Source organism: Sphingobacterium humi (assembly GCF_009768885.1).
GTDB lineage: Bacteria > Bacteroidota > Bacteroidia > Sphingobacteriales > Sphingobacteriaceae > Sphingobacterium > Sphingobacterium humi.
Genome location: NZ_WSQA01000004.1, coordinates 1 through 18,244 on the forward strand (window position 1 = coordinate 1; position 18,244 = coordinate 18,244).

The 18,244-nt window shown below is 46.3% G+C and carries 13 protein-coding genes and 2 tRNA genes; 6 read left to right on the forward strand and 9 right to left on the reverse strand.

The features are described 5' to 3' along the window. Positions 1-284: 284 nt before the first annotated feature. The 4 genes from GQF63_RS06050 to GQF63_RS06065 all read right to left on the reverse strand — a co-directional run bounded on the left by GQF63_RS06050 (position 285) and on the right by GQF63_RS06065 (position 3,785). Positions 285-863, reverse strand: coding sequence for a non-canonical purine NTP diphosphatase (locus GQF63_RS06050; protein WP_160368331.1), 579 nt, complete (start codon positions 861-863; stop codon positions 285-287). A gap of 61 nt (positions 864-924) precedes the next feature. Continuing rightward, positions 925-1,479: a hypothetical protein gene (locus GQF63_RS06055; protein WP_246163350.1), complete on the reverse strand. Its 555-nt coding sequence runs from the start codon at positions 1,477-1,479 to the stop codon at positions 925-927. A 25-nt stretch (positions 1,480-1,504) separates the two neighbouring features. Continuing rightward, a complete protein-coding gene (locus GQF63_RS06060; RefSeq protein ID WP_160368332.1) occupies positions 1,505-2,485 on the reverse strand; it encodes a deoxyhypusine synthase family protein in 981 nt (326 codons plus the stop codon). A 199-nt stretch (positions 2,486-2,684) separates the two neighbouring features. After that, positions 2,685-3,785 carry a mandelate racemase/muconate lactonizing enzyme family protein gene (locus GQF63_RS06065; RefSeq protein ID WP_160368333.1) on the reverse strand — a complete coding sequence of 367 codons (1,101 nt, stop codon included), beginning with the start codon at positions 3,783-3,785 and terminating at the stop codon, positions 2,685-2,687. Between the two features lie 207 nt (positions 3,786-3,992). Between GQF63_RS06065 and gltB the strand changes: the two genes are divergently transcribed. After that, positions 3,993-8,492, forward strand: a complete 4,500-nt coding sequence (gene gltB, locus GQF63_RS06070) for a glutamate synthase large subunit (RefSeq protein ID WP_160368334.1) — start codon at positions 3,993-3,995, stop codon at positions 8,490-8,492. A gap of 17 nt (positions 8,493-8,509) precedes the next feature. Beyond that, positions 8,510-9,961, forward strand: coding sequence for a glutamate synthase subunit beta (locus tag GQF63_RS06075; protein ID WP_160368335.1), 1,452 nt, complete (start codon positions 8,510-8,512; stop codon positions 9,959-9,961). Positions 9,962-10,130: 169 nt separating this feature from the next. Here the strand turns inward: GQF63_RS06075 and GQF63_RS06080 are convergent. Together GQF63_RS06080 and GQF63_RS06085 are read right to left on the reverse strand one after the other, a co-directional pair. After that, positions 10,131-10,203 (reverse strand) — tRNA-Met (locus GQF63_RS06080). A 52-nt stretch (positions 10,204-10,255) separates the two neighbouring features. Then, positions 10,256-10,328: transfer RNA gene (locus GQF63_RS06085), tRNA-Met, on the reverse strand. A 112-nt stretch (positions 10,329-10,440) separates the two neighbouring features. Here GQF63_RS06085 and era point away from each other — a divergent pair. Continuing rightward, positions 10,441-11,319, forward strand: coding sequence for a GTPase Era (gene era, locus GQF63_RS06090; RefSeq protein WP_160368336.1), 879 nt, complete (start codon positions 10,441-10,443; stop codon positions 11,317-11,319). A gap of 29 nt (positions 11,320-11,348) precedes the next feature. Here the strand turns inward: era and GQF63_RS06095 are convergent, their stop codons facing one another. From GQF63_RS06095 to GQF63_RS06105, 3 genes are all read right to left on the reverse strand, one after another. Then, positions 11,349-12,647, reverse strand: a complete 1,299-nt coding sequence (locus GQF63_RS06095; RefSeq protein WP_160368337.1) for a cation:proton antiporter — start codon at positions 12,645-12,647, stop codon at positions 11,349-11,351. A gap of 9 nt (positions 12,648-12,656) precedes the next feature. Beyond that, a complete protein-coding gene (locus GQF63_RS06100; RefSeq protein ID WP_160368338.1) occupies positions 12,657-13,136 on the reverse strand; it encodes a cation:proton antiporter regulatory subunit in 480 nt (159 codons plus the stop codon). A gap of 68 nt (positions 13,137-13,204) precedes the next feature. Next, positions 13,205-13,987 (reverse strand): MBL fold metallo-hydrolase, encoded by a 783-nt coding sequence (locus GQF63_RS06105; RefSeq protein ID WP_160368339.1) that lies wholly within the window; start codon positions 13,985-13,987, stop codon positions 13,205-13,207. Positions 13,988-14,101: 114 nt separating this feature from the next. Here GQF63_RS06105 and recJ point away from each other — a divergent pair, with 114 nt between their 5' ends. Genes recJ through GQF63_RS06120 form a run of 3 tightly spaced genes read left to right on the forward strand, consistent with a single transcriptional unit; the run spans position 14,102 to position 18,104 of the window. Continuing rightward, positions 14,102-15,802 carry a single-stranded-DNA-specific exonuclease RecJ gene (gene recJ, locus GQF63_RS06110; protein WP_160368340.1) on the forward strand — a complete coding sequence of 567 codons (1,701 nt, stop codon included), beginning with the start codon at positions 14,102-14,104 and terminating at the stop codon, positions 15,800-15,802. A 30-nt stretch (positions 15,803-15,832) separates the two neighbouring features. Beyond that, the gene (gene lptB / locus GQF63_RS06115; RefSeq protein ID WP_160368341.1) at positions 15,833-16,567 is read left to right on the forward strand and encodes an LPS export ABC transporter ATP-binding protein; all 735 of its coding nucleotides are present in this window, start codon (positions 15,833-15,835) and stop codon (positions 16,565-16,567) included. A 19-nt stretch (positions 16,568-16,586) separates the two neighbouring features. Beyond that, positions 16,587-18,104 (forward strand): GH3 auxin-responsive promoter family protein, encoded by a 1,518-nt coding sequence (locus GQF63_RS06120; RefSeq protein WP_160368342.1) that lies wholly within the window; start codon positions 16,587-16,589, stop codon positions 18,102-18,104. Positions 18,105-18,244 lie beyond the last annotated feature (140 nt).

An 18,244-nucleotide genomic window follows, 5' to 3' on the forward strand; every position in this document is an offset into this window, starting at 1 on the left:
ACCATCAGAAAAAAACAATGAAATCCAAAAACAAAAACAAAGACAACCCTATTTAGTATAAAAAATAAGGCGTAAACCTAATTTAGTAATCAGTTCGCTTTTTGTAAACCTATTTCAGTATAAGACACCTGTCTCACATCTCTTTTTCATTCCCCTTTCACTCCCCTTTCACACCCGTATCAAACCCCTTTGAAGAGGGCTATGAAAGGGGAGAGCAAAGCGGTTGAAACAAGCCAGCGTTGCCATGCTCCCAAAGGAAGGCCGTACTGGAATATGCGGAATGCTTAAGCTGTTTTTTCTTTCAGGAAGGCCACCAGTTTGGCGATGGCTTTCGCGCGGTGGCTGATTTTATTTTTTTCGGCGAGGCTCATTTCAGCGAAGGTTTGGGTATAGCCATCTGGAATAAAGATAGGGTCGTAACCAAAGCCTTCGGTTCCAATGCGCTGTTCGATGATTCGGCCTTCTACGCTGCCTTCGAAGAAGTGCTGCTCGCCCTGCAGGAACAAGGAGATTACGGTTTTAAAGCGGGCCGTGCGGTTGCTGCTATCCCCAAGTTTGGACAAGACCAGATCGATATTTTGCTCCATATCGCGCGAGCCGGAATAACGGGCGGAATACACACCAGGTTCGCCGTTTAGGGCGTCTACTTCCAAACCAGAGTCATCGCCAAAGCAATCGACTTGGTAACGGCTGCGGAGGTAATCGGTTTTCTGTTGGGCATTCTCTTGGAAGGTGATTCCTGTTTCGGGAATATCATCGGTACAACCTATATCTGCAAGTGATTTCAAGATAAACTTATCACCTACCATCGCTTGTACTTCCTCCAATTTATGGGCGTTATTTGTGGCAAATATCAATTCCATGGGCCTTTAATTTTTGGCAAAGGTAAGCTATCCGGAAAGAAAAATGGGAAAAAGGGTGAAATTAAGAAAGGATAAAGGTTTTGAATTCGCCCCAGAACAGCTTTTTCTTCTGCACATCGGCGAACATCTCTTCAAAGCTGAAGGTATTGAACACGGTAGCTACTTTTCCTTTCATGTAGGAGTTATGTCCAATTTCAGGAAGCTTTAAGGATAAGGGCTCTACACCTAGGAGGGTAATCTTCTTGGGTTGGAAGAATTGCATAATACGTTTAAAATCGTTGGGATTATGCGGATTGGCCAAGTTCAGCACGGCCACATTGCTGGCGTTAAGTTGCAAGGCACCGATGGTTTTCAAGAAAGCTTCTTCGGCCTGTGGCGAGAAATAAGGATAGTCCGGGTAGCGTAGAATAAACAACACCCCCGTGCTTTTATCGCCTTGATAAATAAATTCCTCCGTTGCTGCAGACGCATCTGCAGCCGGAGGAATGTATGTTTGCGTTTGGTTTTGCACAAAGCCGCCGGAGGCTGCCTGTTGCTCCTCACCCATGCTAAATAGCGTTTCAGACATTAATGCCTGCAAGGCTGCTGCGTTATCTGTGGTTAAAAGAGATGCCAAAACCGAAACTTAATTGTAAAATGGATTATTGACCCAATACCCACGCAAAGATTAATGGCGCTACGATTGTTGCGTCAGACTCTACGATGAATTTTGGAGATTCCGTATCTAATTTACCCCAAGTAATCTTCTCGTTTGGCACAGCACCAGAGTAAGATCCGTAAGAAGTAGTGGAGTCAGAAATCTGACAGAAGTAAGACCAGAAAGGTACATCATGCCATTCTAAATCTTGGTACATCATTGGGACCACACAGATTGGGAAGTCACCAGCGATACCTCCACCGATTTGGAAGAAACCTACACCTTTACCACCTGAATTAGCACGGTACCACTCTGTTAAGTAAACCATGTATTCAATACCAGTTTTAACGGTGTGCACATTTAATTCGCCTTTAATAACGTAAGAAGCGAAGATGTTACCAGTCGTTGAATCTTCCCATCCTGGACAGATGATTGGAATATTCTTTTCTGCCGCCGCTAAGATCCAGGAGTTTTTAGGGTCAATTTCATAGTATTGCTCTAAATCGCCCGATAATACCACTTTGTATAAGAACTCGTGTGGGAAATAACGCTCGCCATTGGCTTCAGCATCTTTCCATGCTTTCTCCATATGCGATTGTAAACGACGGAACGCCTCTTCTTCCGGGATACAAGTATCTGTAACACGGTTGTAGTGGTTTTCCAATAATTCCCACTCGTCTTGTGGTGTTAAATCACGGTAGTTAGGAACACGTTTGTAGTGCGAGTGCGCCACAAGGTTCATCACATCTTCTTCCAGGTTGGCACCTGTACAAGAAATGATCGCCACTTTATCCTGACGAATCATCTCCGCCAAGGAGATACCTAATTCAGCAGTACTCATTGCCCCTGCTAAAGAAACCAACATTTTACCACCCTCTTCAAGATGTTTTTCATAGCCTTTTGCGGCGTCAACTAATGACGCTGCATTAAAATGTAGATAGTTTTTCTCAATGAATTGAGAAATAGGTCCGCGTTGTGTGCTCATATGCTAAATATATATCTGATATAGGGGACAAATGTACTGAATTATTCCCTAAAATGGGGCTGATTAACGATTTACTTTCGCTTGAGCAGCCTGCTGAAGATATAGGCAAAAAACAAAATAATAACGACTAGAATAAAGAGAATAATGACTTCTGCTGTTCCAATGTGCCAGGTATCGTTGTTTAACATCGTATTTTAATTTAAGAGAATGTCCATTTATCACAGCCTTCCAAAAAGGCTGGATCCATATCTGCGCCAATGCCCAATCCATCGGATAATTTGATGGCATAACCATCGTATTGAATCCCGCCGATAACCGGGTCTTCCAAGTGGCCAACCATGCAGGTATCCAAATCGAAGAACTTCACATTTGGTGCTGCATAGGCAAAATGCGTCTTGGCAGCTAAAGCCAAACGGCTTTCCAGCATCCCGCCAATCATGCAGGGAATACCGTATTCCTGCGCTACAGCCTGAATTTTTAAGGATTCATGAATGCCTGATGATTTGGAGAACTTAATATTGATATAATCGCAGCTATCGGTACGGCACAAACGCTCGGCATCGTAATGCGTATAGACGGATTCGTCGGCCATAATGGGTACAATGGTTTCGCTGCGCAATTGGGCTAATAAGTGATCGTTATAGGTGCGCATCGGTTGCTCGCAGAATTGGATTTTCAAGGGTTCCAAGCCTTGAAGTGCTTCGACAGCTTCCGCATAGGTCCAACCTTGGTTGGCATCGATGCGGATAGGAATATCAAAACCTACCGCTTGGCGAATGGCCCTGATGCGGGCAATATCGTCTTGCGGCTTTTTGCCTAGCTTTACCTTTAAGGCTACCGCGCCACCTTCATACAGTTTCTTCGCCTTCTCGGCCATCTCCTCCGGCGAGGCAATGCCTAAGGTAATGTCTGTTACAATATCCCGAGGTTTTCCCCCTAAGAATTGATATAAAGGCAAACCGGCATGCTTGGCAGCCAGGTCGTATAAGGCCATATCAAAAGCCGACTTAATCGTGGCATTCCCGGCGATGTACAGGTGCAGCTCGGCCAAGCGCTCTTCTAGCGCTAAGGCATCCTTCCCGATCCAGATTTTAGCAAAGTCCTTCGCCACTGCAATGCAGGTGTTTTGGGTTTCGCCAACAATCATGGGAAAGGCCGAACATTCCCCTACCCCTACTAAATCGCTATCAGTTTTTATCCGAATAAAGGTGTTCTGGGCATAGTCCATCGTTCCTGTCGCAATCACGAAAGGTTCCATAGGGATACTGAGTCGGTAAATTTCAATTTCGCGGATGGTCATAATTAATTTGTTATGTGAACAAAATTAACGAATGATATTTCATTTTTATAATCAAATGGCGAAGCAAATACAATTTCGATAATTATTTTGATTTAATTTATGTATTAATCAACGTTTCATTATATTTTTTAAAAGTTTTTCAATAAAGTGTTATTTTTATTCTTATATTAGCAAACCTGTTTTAAATTATAAAAGATTCATTATACAATGCAGCAAGAAGGACTATACAATCCAGCGTTTGAACACGATGCCTGTGGCGTTGGTTTCGTGGCTCATATCAAAGGGCAGCAATCGCATCAACAAGTACAAGATGCCCTCACCATGTTAGAGAACATGGAACACCGTGGCGCCTGTGGCTGTGATCCGGAGTCGGGCGATGGTGCCGGCATCATGATTCAGTTACCGCATGAATTTCTGTGGGAAGAATGCATTAAGCTAGGCATTCAATTGCAAGAACCAGGCTATTATGGCGTGGGGATGGTTTTCTTACCGAAGGATGCGGAAATGAATCAAATTTGCCGCCAAGTAATTGCTGAGGCTGCTGCAGATCGTAAAATGGATCTCCTGGGCTTCCGTGCAGTACCCGTAAACCGACAGGGCATTGGCCCTACCGCCTTGGGAGCAGAACCGGAAATCGTGCAGTTCTTTATCTCCCGACCGGAAGGGGTGGGCAATACCGAGGATTTTGAACGGAAATTATATGTGCTACGGCGCCTCATTATCCAGAAAATCAAAGAACATCAAGCCTACCCACTACCACTTTATATCGCATCCCTTTCTTGTAAAACCATTATCTATAAAGGTCAGCTGACTACCTATCAGGTGGGTTCCTATTTTGAAGATTTGCATGATCCGCGTGTGGTATCGGCATTCGGCCTGGTACACTCGCGTTTTTCAACCAACACATTCCCATCATGGTCTTTGGCGCAGCCCTTCCGCATGATTGCCCATAATGGCGAAATCAATACGTTAACAGGTAACTTAAACTGGTTTTATGCTGGCGTACGCTCGCTTTCATCCCCTTATTTTACGGAAGAGGAGATGGAAATCTTATTACCGGTGGTAGATCGTGGCCAATCGGATTCGGCCTGCCTCGATAATGTGGTGGAATTGCTGCTGCATAGCGGCAGAAGCTTACCCCACGTGATGCTGATGTTGGTGCCGGAAGCCTGGGACGGCAATACACAGATGGATCCTTTGAAAAAAGCATTCTACGAATACCATGCTACCTTAATGGAGCCTTGGGACGGGCCTGCAGCCCTATGTTTTACCGACGGAAAAATTATCGGTGCAACCTTAGATAGAAATGGCCTGCGCCCATTGCGCTACGCCATTACTTCGGATGACCGTGTGGTGGTGGCTTCAGAGGCCGGTGCATTGCCTATTGATGAGGCTACCATTATTAAAAAAGGAAGACAACAGCCGGGTAAAATATTCGTGGTGGATATGGAAGCCGGTAAAATCCGCTCAGATGAGGAAGTGAAAGGCGAGTTGATTCGCCAACAACCTTATGGCGACTGGATTAACAATTATAAAATTAAATTGGAAGAATTGGCCGAGCCACGAGTTACTTTTACCTACCTTTCTAAAGAGTCGGTATTTAAGTATCAGCAGTCTTTTGGCTATTCTCGGGAAGATATTGAAACCATTTTAACCCCGATGGCCTTAACCGGCTATGAGCCTATTGGCTCGATGGGAACGGATGTGCCTTTGGCCGTGCTATCAGATCAGCCGCAGCATATCTCCAGCTACTTCAAACAGTTCTTTGCGCAGGTAACCAATCCGCCAATCGATCCTATTCGGGAACGCCTCGTCATGAGCTTGGCAACCTTTATCGGGAATGCCGGTAATATTTTAATTGAAGACAAGAAATTCTGTCACTGCGTGACGCTGGAGCATCCGATTTTAACCTCCAGCGAACTGGAAAAACTACGTTCCATCGATACCGGTGTATTTCAGGCGAAAACCATTCAAAGTTATTTCCGTGCCGATGGCAAAGCGGGCTCTTTGGAAGCGGGCCTGGAACGCCTATGCCGCTATGCCGATGATGCCGTGCGCGATGGCTTTGAGGTGATTATCCTTTCCGACCGTGCGATAGATTCGCAACACGCGGCTATCCCTTCTTTATTGGCGGTTTCTGCCGTGCATCACCACTTAATTAAAACTGGAAATCGCGGTGCTGTAGGTTTGGTGGTTGAGGCGGGCGACGCCTGGGAGGTGCATCACTTTGCTTGTTTGTTAGCCTTTGGCGCTACGGCCATCAATCCGTATATGGCTTTGGCAAGCATCCGTACCATGCGCGAGCAAGGACAACTGGACACGGACCTGACTTGGGACGACCTGAAGAAGAACTATGTGAAAGCCGTTTGCAATGGCCTACTGAAAATTTTCTCGAAAATGGGCATCTCCACCCTGCAATCTTACCATGGCGCACAGATTTTCGAAGTATTGGGAATCGATGCTTCAGTGGTGGATAGCTACTTCTGCGGTGCGGTATCCAGAATTGGTGGATTAACCCTGGATGATATTGCGAAGGAATCTTTAGCCAAACACTGGCGTGGCTTTGAAAACAGCCGCCTGGCACCAACCTTATTGCCAGAGGGGGGTATATACCAATGGAAAAGACGTGGCGAAGGCCACTTATGGAATCCGCAAACGGTACACCTGCTGCAACAAGCCTGCCGTACCGATAGCTTTGAAACCTATAAAAAATACGCAAGCCTAATCAATAACCAGAAGGAACACATGTATACCCTTCGTGGCTTATTGGAATTTGCGAAACATAGAACAGCCATATCCATCGACCAGGTGGAACCGGCCAGCGAAATCATGAAACGCTTTGCTACGGGTGCCATGTCATTCGGTTCCATTTCGCACGAGGCACACAGCACTTTGGCGATTGCCATGAACCGCATCGGCGGGAAATCGAATACCGGTGAGGGTGGTGAGGATGAAATCCGCTACGCTAAATTGCCAAATGGCGATTCGATGCGCTCGGCAATCAAGCAGGTCGCTTCCGCACGCTTCGGTGTGACCTCAAATTACCTCACCCAAGCCGATGAAATACAGATTAAAATGGCGCAAGGCGCCAAACCGGGGGAAGGCGGACAGCTCCCTGGTCATAAAGTGGACGATTGGATTGCCAAAGTGCGTCACTCGACCCCGGGCGTGGGCTTGATATCCCCGCCTCCACACCACGATATTTACTCGATTGAAGATTTAGCGCAGCTGATTTTCGACTTGAAGAATGCCAACCGCGATGCCCGCATCAACGTGAAGCTGGTATCCAAAGCCGGCGTAGGAACCATTGCGGCAGGGGTGGCAAAAGCACATGCTGATGTTATCTTGATTGCTGGCTATGACGGTGGTACCGGTGCATCACCCATCAGTTCCATTAAACATGCAGGCCTTCCTTGGGAATTAGGCCTGGCCGAGGCGCATCAAACCCTGGTGCAGAACAAACTACGCAGCCGCGTGGTGTTGCAGGCCGACGGACAGATGAAGACCGGTAGAGACCTGGTGATTGCTACCTTATTGGGTGCAGAAGAATGGGGCGTGGCTACCGCAGCATTAGTGGCCGGCGGATGTATCATGATGCGTAAATGCCACCTCAACACCTGTCCGGTGGGTGTTGCTACCCAAGACCCGGATCTTCGCAAACTCTTCTCGGGGAAACCGGAGGATGTGGTGAACCTATTCCGTTTCTTGGCAGAGGAAATGCGCGAAATTATGGCCGAGCTTGGCTTCCGCAGCATCAACGAGATGGTGGGAAGAGCGCAGTTCTTAAAGAAAAGAGAGAATCTGGAACATTGGAAAGCGGCGAAAATAGACTTCTCAGGCATCTTACATGTGGCCGCAAATGCCAACGGACAAACCTTGCACAACACCGAGGAGCAAGACCACGGCATGAGCATGATTTTAGATTGGGGATTATTGACCTTGGCAAAACCAGCCCTGGAAAGCAAAACTCCGGTGTTTGGCCACTTCAACGTGAAGAATACTGACCGTACCATAGGCACTATGCTTTCCAACGAGATTTCGAAGATATACGGCTCGGAAGGCTTGCCTGACAACAGCATCAACTTTACTTTCAAAGGCTCCGCAGGGCAATCCTTCGGTGCGTTCAATACCAAAGGGATCTCTTTCGAACTGGAAGGCGAAGCCAACGATTACGTAGGTAAAGGTCTTTCCGGTGCGCAGCTGGCCATTTACCCGGCCGCAGAAAGTACCTTAATTCCGGATGAGAACATCATCATCGGTAATGTGGCCTTGTATGGTGCAACTTCGGGATACCTCTTTATCAACGGCCGCGCCGGCGAACGCTTTGCCGTTCGGAATTCTGGCGCCACAGCCGTCGTAGAAGGTATCGGCGACCATGGTTGCGAGTACATGACAGGCGGTAGAGCCTTGATTCTGGGCGAAACTGGCCGGAACTTCGCCGCAGGAATGAGTGGTGGTATTGCTTGGGTATATGATATCGCCGGCAACTTCCGCGAAAACTGCAATACCGAAATGGTAGACTTGGATCCGCTAGAAGCAGCCGATGAAACAGAAATCATCAGCTTACTGAAACGACATATCCTGTTGACAAAGAGTGCCAGAGCAAATGATATTCTGACCAATTGGAGCACGGCCAAAAATCAATTTATTAAAGTATTCCCGAAAGAATACAAAAATGTAATACTTAAAAAATTAGTGACCGCTTAATCGAGGAGGATAGAACCATGGGAAAACCAACAGGATTTTTAGAATATGAGAGATCGCTTCCGCTAAAAGAGAAAGTGGAGCAAAGAAAACAGAATTATCAGGAGTTTGTGCAAGCTTACTCGGATGAGCAATTGAATAACCAGGCTGCCCGCTGTATGAACTGCGGAATACCCTTCTGCCATTCGGGATGCCCCCTTGGCAATGTGATTCCGGAGTTTAATGACGCCGTGTATGATGGCAAATGGGAAGAAGCCTACCAGATTTTAACCTCAACCAACAACTTCCCGGAGTTTACCGGGCGCATCTGTCCGGCACCTTGCGAATCGGCTTGCGTGCTCGGGATCAACAAATCGCCGGTGGCTATCGAGGAGATCGAGAAGCATATCATCGAGATTGCCTATAAGAAGGGCTATGTGAAGCCTAATAAATCGTTCCTGAAAACGGGTAAGCGTGTAGCCGTGGTGGGCTCAGGACCATCCGGACTAGCCGCAGCAGCACAGCTGAACAAAGCGGGTCATGATGTGGTGGTCTACGAACGTGATGATAAGGTTGGCGGGCTATTGCGCTACGGAATCCCGGATTTTAAACTCGACAAATCGGTAATCGACCGTCGGGTTGAGATTATGGAGCAATCGGGTGTGGAGTTCCGCACCAATGCAGAAGTCGGTAAAAACGTAGCGGCGCACGAACTTAACGCATACGACGCCGTGGTATTGACCGGAGGTTCGACCATCCCGAGAAACTTAAACATTCCGGGTAGAGAACTTAAGGGCGTACATTATGCCATGGAGTTCCTAAAACAACAAAATAAACGTGTTGGAAATTCCAGCTTCGAAGAAGCGGATATCCATGCGCAAGGAAAGCATGTCTTAGTGATCGGTGGTGGAGATACAGGATCTGATTGTGTCGGCACATCGAATAGACATGGCGCCAAATCGGTAACTCAATTCGAGCTTATGCCTACTCCACCAGAAGCCCGAACAGCTGCCATGCCATGGCCAAGCTACCCAATGTTGCTGAAAACAACAACCTCCCATGAGGAAGGATGCCAACGCCATTGGAGCATCAGCACCAAGGAATTCTTAGGCGATGAAAACGGAAACCTGCGTGCCGCCCGCATTGTAGACCTAAGTTGGGAAACCGATGAACTGGGACGCCCTAGCAAATTCACCGAAGTGGAAGGCTCGGAACGTGAGATCCCCTGCGAATTGGTGACCCTAGCTATGGGATTCCTCCATCCGCAACACGAAGGCTTGCTACAGCAATTAGGGGTAGAGTTGGATCAGCGTGGCAATGTGAAAGCCAGCGAAACAGCCTATCAAACCAATATCGATAATATCTTTGTGGCCGGCGATATGCGCCGCGGACAGTCCTTAGTGGTATGGGCAATCTCCGAAGGTCGCGAATGCGCCCGCAAGGTAGATGAATTCCTAATGGGTTCTTCGGTATTGGAAAGCAAAGAAAATTAGAGATGAGATTTGAGATATGAGATTTGAGATGCTTGATGCGCTAGTAGATGTGAGATTCCAAATAAGGTTCATTTCCCCAATACTGGAGTCCAAATTCTCATATCTCATATCTCACATCTCCTATCTAAAAACAAAAGGTTCCAACCTTTCGATTGAAACCTTCAAATAGTAGCGGGGACCAGACTCGAACTGATGACCTTCGGGTTATGAGCCCGACGAGCTACCAACTGCTCCACCCCGCAATGTATTTTTAATGTCTTAGGATTAAGCCTCGCGCTTAATCCGGGTTTTTAGTAGCGGGAACCAGACTCGAACTGATGACCTTCGGGTTATGAGCCCGACGAGCTACCAACTGCTCCATCCCGCAATGTATTGTTGAAATCTCATCTGTTGGTATCCTAGATGCAGATTATATTATCTCCGAATTGGAGTACAAAGATATTATTTGTTTCTTTGTAAAACAAATAAAAATCAAAATAATGTCGCATAAAGCAGGATTCGTCAGTATCATTGGAAAACCAAATGCCGGGAAGTCAACCCTAATGAACTCATTAGTAGGGGAAAAGATGTCTATCATTACACCGAAGGCTCAAACCACTAGGCACCGCATAATTGGTATCGTAAATGATGAAGACCATCAAATTGTCTTTTCTGATACCCCTGGCGTCATCAAACCAAACTATTCCTTACAGGAATCCATGATGAATTTTGTGATGGGTTCTATTATTGATGCCGACATTCTTCTTTTTGTTACAGACATCCATGAGAAGTACGATGAGAATGACGTTCTCGATAAATTACGCAACACCAGTTCGCCGGTGGCTATTATCATCAATAAGGTGGATAAATCATCGGAGGACGAAGTGAAGGCGAAGATTGAGTTCTGGAAAGAGAAAATTAATCCGGACGTCATCTTCCCGATTTCGGCCTTACATGGTTACAATGTAGAATCTGTGATGAACTACATTAAGGAAAAACTACCTGTACATGCACCTTACTACGAAAAGGACGAGCTAACGGATAAGTCCATGCGTTTCTTCGTGTCGGAAATTATTCGCGAGAAGGTGTTTAAGCTGTATGATAAGGAAATCCCTTACAGTACTGAGGTTATTATCACCTCTTATAAGGAAGAGCCTAAAATAACCCGTATTGCGGCAGAGATTATCGTGGAGCGCGATTCCCAGAAGAACATCATCATCGGGAAAGCCGGCGCCATGATCAAGAAAGTAGGCACCTATGCACGTCAGGATATTGAAGAGTTTATCGGCGGAAAAGTATTCTTGGAAATGTTCGTGAAGGTATTACCCGACTGGCGTAGCAAGAAAAACTACCTTAAACGTTTCGGATACGACGATTAAGCAAACAAGAAATAAATAGCTATGCGGGATTATTCCTGCCCAGATGCCTCTAAGTCGCTAAGTTTCTTCTTAACCTTCTTAGGGGCTTCTTTTTGGCCCGACAGGCGGTTCCAAATGTTCCGAGACTCCTTCGTCAGCAGCGGAGATACGATAGAAAGAATCAATACATACACCACCACAAAAGATTGGATAACCGGCAATAACTTCCCGGCTTTCCCGATGTTCGCCATGATGATGGAGAACTCTCCCCTTGCAGATAGGGTAAATCCGATATCGACCGAATTCTTCGGCTTCAGATCCGAGAATCTTGTCGCGAAATAGCCCGATGCCACATTCCCGATGATGGTGATAACTGCTGCAAAGGCTGCCCAGCCTACCGCCCCACCGAGGGAATACATATCAATAGAAAGCCCGAAGCTAAAGAAGAACATCGCCCCGAAGAAGTCTTTAAAGGGCAAGACCATACCCTCAATTTTCTTTAGGTATTTCGAGTCCGCAAAGACCAAACCCGCCATTAAAGCACCGATTGCTTCCGCCACATGGATAGTCTCCGAGAAGCCAGCAATGGTGAATAACAAACTAAAAATAATCAGGATAAACAGCTCTGAGGACTTCTCTTGCAATAATTTATCAATGAAAGGAATAAGCTTTCTACCTAAGATCAGGAAGGTTAAGATAAAGCCTAGGGCCAATAGCGAGGTGCCAGCGACCGCCCAGAAGGAACTACTTCCGGTGAGGATAAGCCCCGACAGGAAGGAAATATGCATGGCGATAAACAGATCATCGAACATAATCATTCCCATGATTACCTCCGTTTCCGGATTCGCTGTACGCTTCAGGTCGGTTAATACCTTAGCTACAATAGCCGTTGAAGAACTGGTCATGATACCACAGAGCACCATCACCTCCTTAAAAGGAAGATCCATCATCCAGCCAACCAGCAGTCCGGACACAAAGTTCAAGGCGACGTAAAAGGATCCGCCCGCCACAATAGACTTCCCGGATTTGATTAAGCGCCCTACAGAGAACTCAAGGCCCAAGTAGAATAGGAGAAACAACACCCCTAACCTGCCCATAAAGTCGATAAAAGGCTTACTCTCGCGGAAGGTCAAGAACTTCCATACCGACTCTACGGCATGGGTGAAGCCCTCATTCCCCACGGAAGCGAGCATATCCTTAATAAAATTGGGGTAGGATTCATGGCCCAATACCATACCGATGATAATAAAAAAGGGGATTACAGAGAAACGTAGTCGGTTGGCCAATAAGCCAACTAAGGCGACAAGAAGGACGGCAATTCCGATTTCAATAATCAAAGTATTAGGCATAGGCGTTGTTTAGAGTAGGATTTCCTTTAACAATTTAATGTTCTTTTGCTTTCCAGCGATCACCAAGGTAGCACCCGGTTGGATGACATACTCTGGCCCAGGGTTAATAATGGTTTCCTCACCTTTAATGGCGGCAATAATAGAGGCACCGGTGCGCTGGCGTACTTCCAGCTGGCCAATACTTTTATTTACCCCATCGTTAGATACTTCCACTTTGTACCATTCGATACGCAAGTCGTCTAGGGCGACTTCGATGGTTTCCAATGCCTTCGGTTTGTAGGACAGTCCACCCAGAATACCGGCCACCTGTCTCGACTCTTCGTCTGACAGGGTCATTACACAATGGGTTTCGTTATCTTCATCTTCATGACGATACAGCTCACGTCTGCCATCGTCGTGGATAACAACCACCATATTGTCACCGGCTTCAGTTTCAATCTGGTATTTCTTCCCAATGCCAATTAGATCACTTTCTCTAACTATCGACATATTAACTTTTATTTAAATAAAACCTAAGTATATGAAATTCAAGACCCTCAAATATAAACAATCTCGCCCTATTTCGTAGCATCGATGATCTTATAACTACCATCTTCTCGCTTTTCAGGACGCCCGATCGCGATGCTTTTTGAATGGTAGAACATAAATACCCAGCCCTCAGGTGCCCCTGCAGCCCAGTATTCTTCGCGTAAGGCCTTCGCTTTACGGCCATCGAAATCGTACTTGGCGATAAAGTTCCGGAAGATTTCCTCCGGCTCAGGCAGTTCATCGCCGCCGAAGAAGAAATGCTCGCCACCTGTTTCAATATGGAATACCTGATGGAACTCGGAATGCCCTCCGGAAAGGTTATAGCGAATTTCATCGTTGATATAGCCATCGCCATTCACGAAGTTCAAGTTGCCCGAGCGTTGCACCACATCAAACACATCGGTTCGGTAGGAAGGCGATTCGGTACTGAATGCAGCTTCCCATTCTTTCTCCTGCACGTAATATTCCGCATTCGGAAAAGCAATGCGCTTCACGCCATCCTTAAAATCCACCATCCCATTAGCGTGGTCTTTATGCAAATGCGACATCAGCACAAAACGTACATCGTCGATATCGAAACCCAGCTTCTTGATGTTGGCATGAATCAGCAATTCATCATCGGCGGTGCGTTGTCCTAATCCGGTATCCAGCAAGACCAAGCCAGCTTCTGTTTCCACCAAAAAAGGGTGCACATGGATAAAAAGAGAACCCGGACGATCTTTAGGATCATCTTTCTTAGGATCAAATGGTATGAATTTCTTGGATTTATCAACAGAATAAGAACCCTCATAAAGGGAATATGCTCGAACCATATCTATTTATTTGTTTACTTGCGAGTTAAGTAAGTGTGTACACGTATAGCCCCGTCCCCATTAGGTAAGTATGACTATAAAATGTATATTTACACGTTATAAGAATGCAAAGATATGCAAAAAAGGTGGGTGCAAAAACCAAAAAAAAATGTCGACAATATTAACAAATTAAAAGATGAGCTGGGCGTAAATAGTATAATTGCAGAGTTATTGTTAAATCGGGACGTTGAAACCTTTGAGCAAGCCCGCGAATTCTTTAGACCTTCCTTAACACACTTACACGATCCTTTTTTGATGAAAGGAATGGATGCGGCCATCGCACGCATCGAAAGAGCAATAGGCAATAACGAGAAGATATTGATCTATGGCGATTACGATGTCGATGGTACGACCGCCGTTTCCGTAGTGTACAATTTCTTCCGTAACTTCCACAGCCGACTGGAATACTACATTCCTGACCGCTATAAAGAGGGTTATGGCATCTCCACCGAAGGTATTGACTATGCGCATGAGCAAGGCTTTTCCTTAATCATCGCTTTAGACTGTGGCATTAAGGCCATCGATAAAATCAATTATGCCAAAAGCAAGCAGATCGACTTTATCATTGGCGACCATCACCTTCCCGGCGACAGCCTTCCAGACGCTGTAGCTGTTCTGGATCCAAAGCGGGACGATTGCCCCTACCCTTACAAAGAACTTTCCGGATGTGGCATAGGCTTTAAAATTATCCAGGCCTTCATTATCCAAAACGGAATGGATATGGAAATGGCCTATCAATACCTGGATCTGGTGGCAGTCAGCATTGCTTCAGACATCGTTCCAATTACCGGGGAGAACCGTATCCTGACCCATTTCGGACTTAAAAAACTAAACGGCAATGCCTGTTGTGGGCTGCAGGCTCTCATCAACCTGTCGACCCATAAAACCGGACAGTTTAGCATCAATGATATTGTCTTCCAGATTGGCCCACGCATCAACGCGGCCGGCCGGATAGACCATGCCAAGGATGCCGTTCAATTGCTGACCTCCAAATCGCTATCCGAAGCGAAGATCTTCTCCGAGAATATCGACGACCAGAACAATGTGCGTAAAGATTTCGATCTGCGCATCACGGAGGAAGCCCTCTCCTTACTTGACAACGACACAGGTCTTCAAAGCCGTAAAACGACGGTACTCTATAAATCCGATTGGCATAAAGGCGTTATCGGCATCGTGGCTTCCCGCCTCACCGAGCGCTATTACCGCCCTACGGTTATCCTCACAGAAACCAATGGCCATATTGCCGGCTCTGCCCGCTCGGTGTTAGGTTTCGATCTGTATGAAGCCCTAAGCGAATGCAGTGACCTCCTCGATCAATACGGAGGCCATAAATACGCCGCAGGCTTAACCATGCAGCATAGCAATGTACCCCTATTTCAAGAGCGTTTCGAGGAGGTGGTCTCCAAATCCATCAAGCCTGAAATGTTACAACAGGAGGTATTAATCGAGAAAGTCATCCAACTGCGTGATATTGACGGCAAATTTTACCGTATATTACGCCAGTTTGAGCCCTTTGGCCCGCAAAACGAAGCGCCAGTTTTCATGTCGCAGCGCGTAACGGCCGCCGGATTAGCCTATGTGGTTGGAGCTACCCACCTCAAATTCAGCGTAAAGCAAGAAGATTCCTTTGCGTTTGAATGTATAGGCTTTGGTTTGGGCGAACATGCAGACCGCATAAATAGCGGCAAACCCTTCGATATATGCTATGCCATTGAGGAAAACAACTGGCGCGGCAAGAAGAATTTGCAATTAAATGTAAAAGCTATTCGATTTTAAAAATATCTTTGCAAGGAAACGTTTAAACCCATGATTCTTAAAGCAGAACATCTTATCAAGAAATACAAGCAACGTACCGTTGTGAACGACGTCTCTTTTCATGTGGAACAAGGCGAGATTGTAGGACTCCTAGGCCCCAATGGTGCCGGAAAAACAACCTCCTTCTACATGATTGTAGGTTTAATTAAACCCAACGACGGACACGTCTTCTTAGACGACCTGGAAATTACCCAAGACCCGATGTACCGGCGTGCGCAACGCGGTATTGGCTACTTGGCGCAGGAAGCCTCTGTATTTCGTAAGCTATCTGTGGAAAACAACATCCTGGCGGTATTAGAGATCCATTACCCCAATAAAGCCGAACGCAAAGAAAAGCTCGAAGAACTACTTACCGAGTTCAGTTTACACCGCGTACGTAAGAACCGGGGCGACTTGCTTTCCGGTGGGGAACGCCGTCGGACGGAGATCGCCCGCGCCTTGGCCGCCAACCCCAACTTCATCCTCTTGGATGAGCCCTTTGCCGGGGTAGACCCTATTGCGGTCGAGGAGATCCAAACCATCGTTGCCAAGCTTAAAACCCGTAATATCGGTATCCTTATTACCGACCACAACGTTCAAGAAACCCTATCCATTACCGATCGCGCGTACCTGCTTACCGAAGGAAAGATTATGCTAACAGGTACCCCCGAGGAAATTGCCAATAACGAGCTTGCCCGTAAATTTTACTTAGGTCGACATTTTGAATTACGTCGTAAAAAGTTTTAAATTTATATTTTAACCTCATATGGCACTACTAAATTCCTTCTTTACCTGGATCATGAAAAAGCGAATGCACCAGATCGACCTTTTCATGAAGTATCCGCACGATGTACAAGAAGAGTGGTTTCAAAGTTTAATCTCCGACGCCGAAGCAACTGAATGGGGTCGAAAATACGGCTACAACAGCATCTTTACCCCTGAAGAATACAAAAACAGAGTTCCAATTCAAGATTACGACAGCCTCAAAGGCTATATAGACCGCATGATCAAAGGGGAACAAAACATCCTTTGGCCATCGGATATCAAGTGGTTTGCGAAGTCTTCAGGAACCACTTCCGACCGCAGTAAGTTTATTCCGGTAAGCATGGAAGCCCTGGAGGAATGCCATTACCAAGGTGGAAAAGACATGCTTTCCATCTATTGCCATAATAAACCCGAAAACAAAGTTTTTACTGGAAAGTCGGTGGTCATCGGGGGTTCTTCCATGATCAACAACTTTAGCCCCGACTCCTACTACGGTGATTTATCGTCCATATTGATCCGCAACCTGCCCTTTTGGGCCGAGTTCCTCCGGACACCGAATATCGAAGTGACCTTAAACCCCAATTTCGAAGAGAAGATCGAGCAGATTGCCCAGATTACCATCAAGGAAAATGTAACCAGCCTGGCTGGCGTGCCAACCTGGAACATGGTGATGGCTAATCGCATTCTCGAAATTACAGGCAAGGAAAACCTCTTGGAGGTATGGCCAAACCTCGAGTTCTATAGCCATGGTGGTGTAAGCTTTAAGCCCTACCGCGAGCAGTTTAAAAAACTCATCCCGTCCGAAAACATGTATTACCTGGAGAACTATAACGCTTCAGAAGGCTACTTCGGCTTACAAGATCGCTCGGACTCGGAAGATCTGTTGCTAATGCTAGACTATGGCATTTACTACGAATTCCTACCGATGGAAAACCTACATGAGGAGCATCCGAAAACCTTAGGACTCCATGAGGTAGAGTTAGGTAAAAACTACGCCTTAATTATCTCGACCAATGCGGGACTATGGCGCTATAAAATTGGCGACACCATAAAGTTCACCTCCCTATCGCCTTATCGTTTCCAAATCTCCGGACGCACCAAGCAGTATATCAATACCTTTGGGGAAGAAGTGATTGTAGACAATGCCGACCAAGCTTTGCAAGCGGCATGTACCGGAACGTCGGCAGCCATTAAAGACTATACCGCAGGGCCGGTTTATTTTAACGATAAAACTGCCGGTGCCCATGAATGGGTCATCGAGTTTGAAAAAGAACCAAACGATTTCCAACGCTTTTGCGAACTGTTAGACAGCCACCTGCGCGAAATAAACTCTGACTACGATGCAAAACGCTATAAAAATATGGCGCTAAGCTTCCCTATTATTCACAATGCACCGAAGGAAACCTTCTACAATTGGATGAAGTCTAGGGGCAAACTAGGTGGTCAGAATAAAGTACCACGTTTGGCCAACAGCCGTGAATACCTCGATCCGCTCCTGAAATTGATGAACAATCAATAAGGAATCTGCTATTTTTTTTTAATGAAAACCTAAAGAATTAACTTGCTGCCATGGATGGAAGGCATTCTTATGCAGCTTTTGAGCGTATGCTATCCTGCTGTTTATTTCGACACGTTGGGCTGTGCAAAATTCCAGCAAGC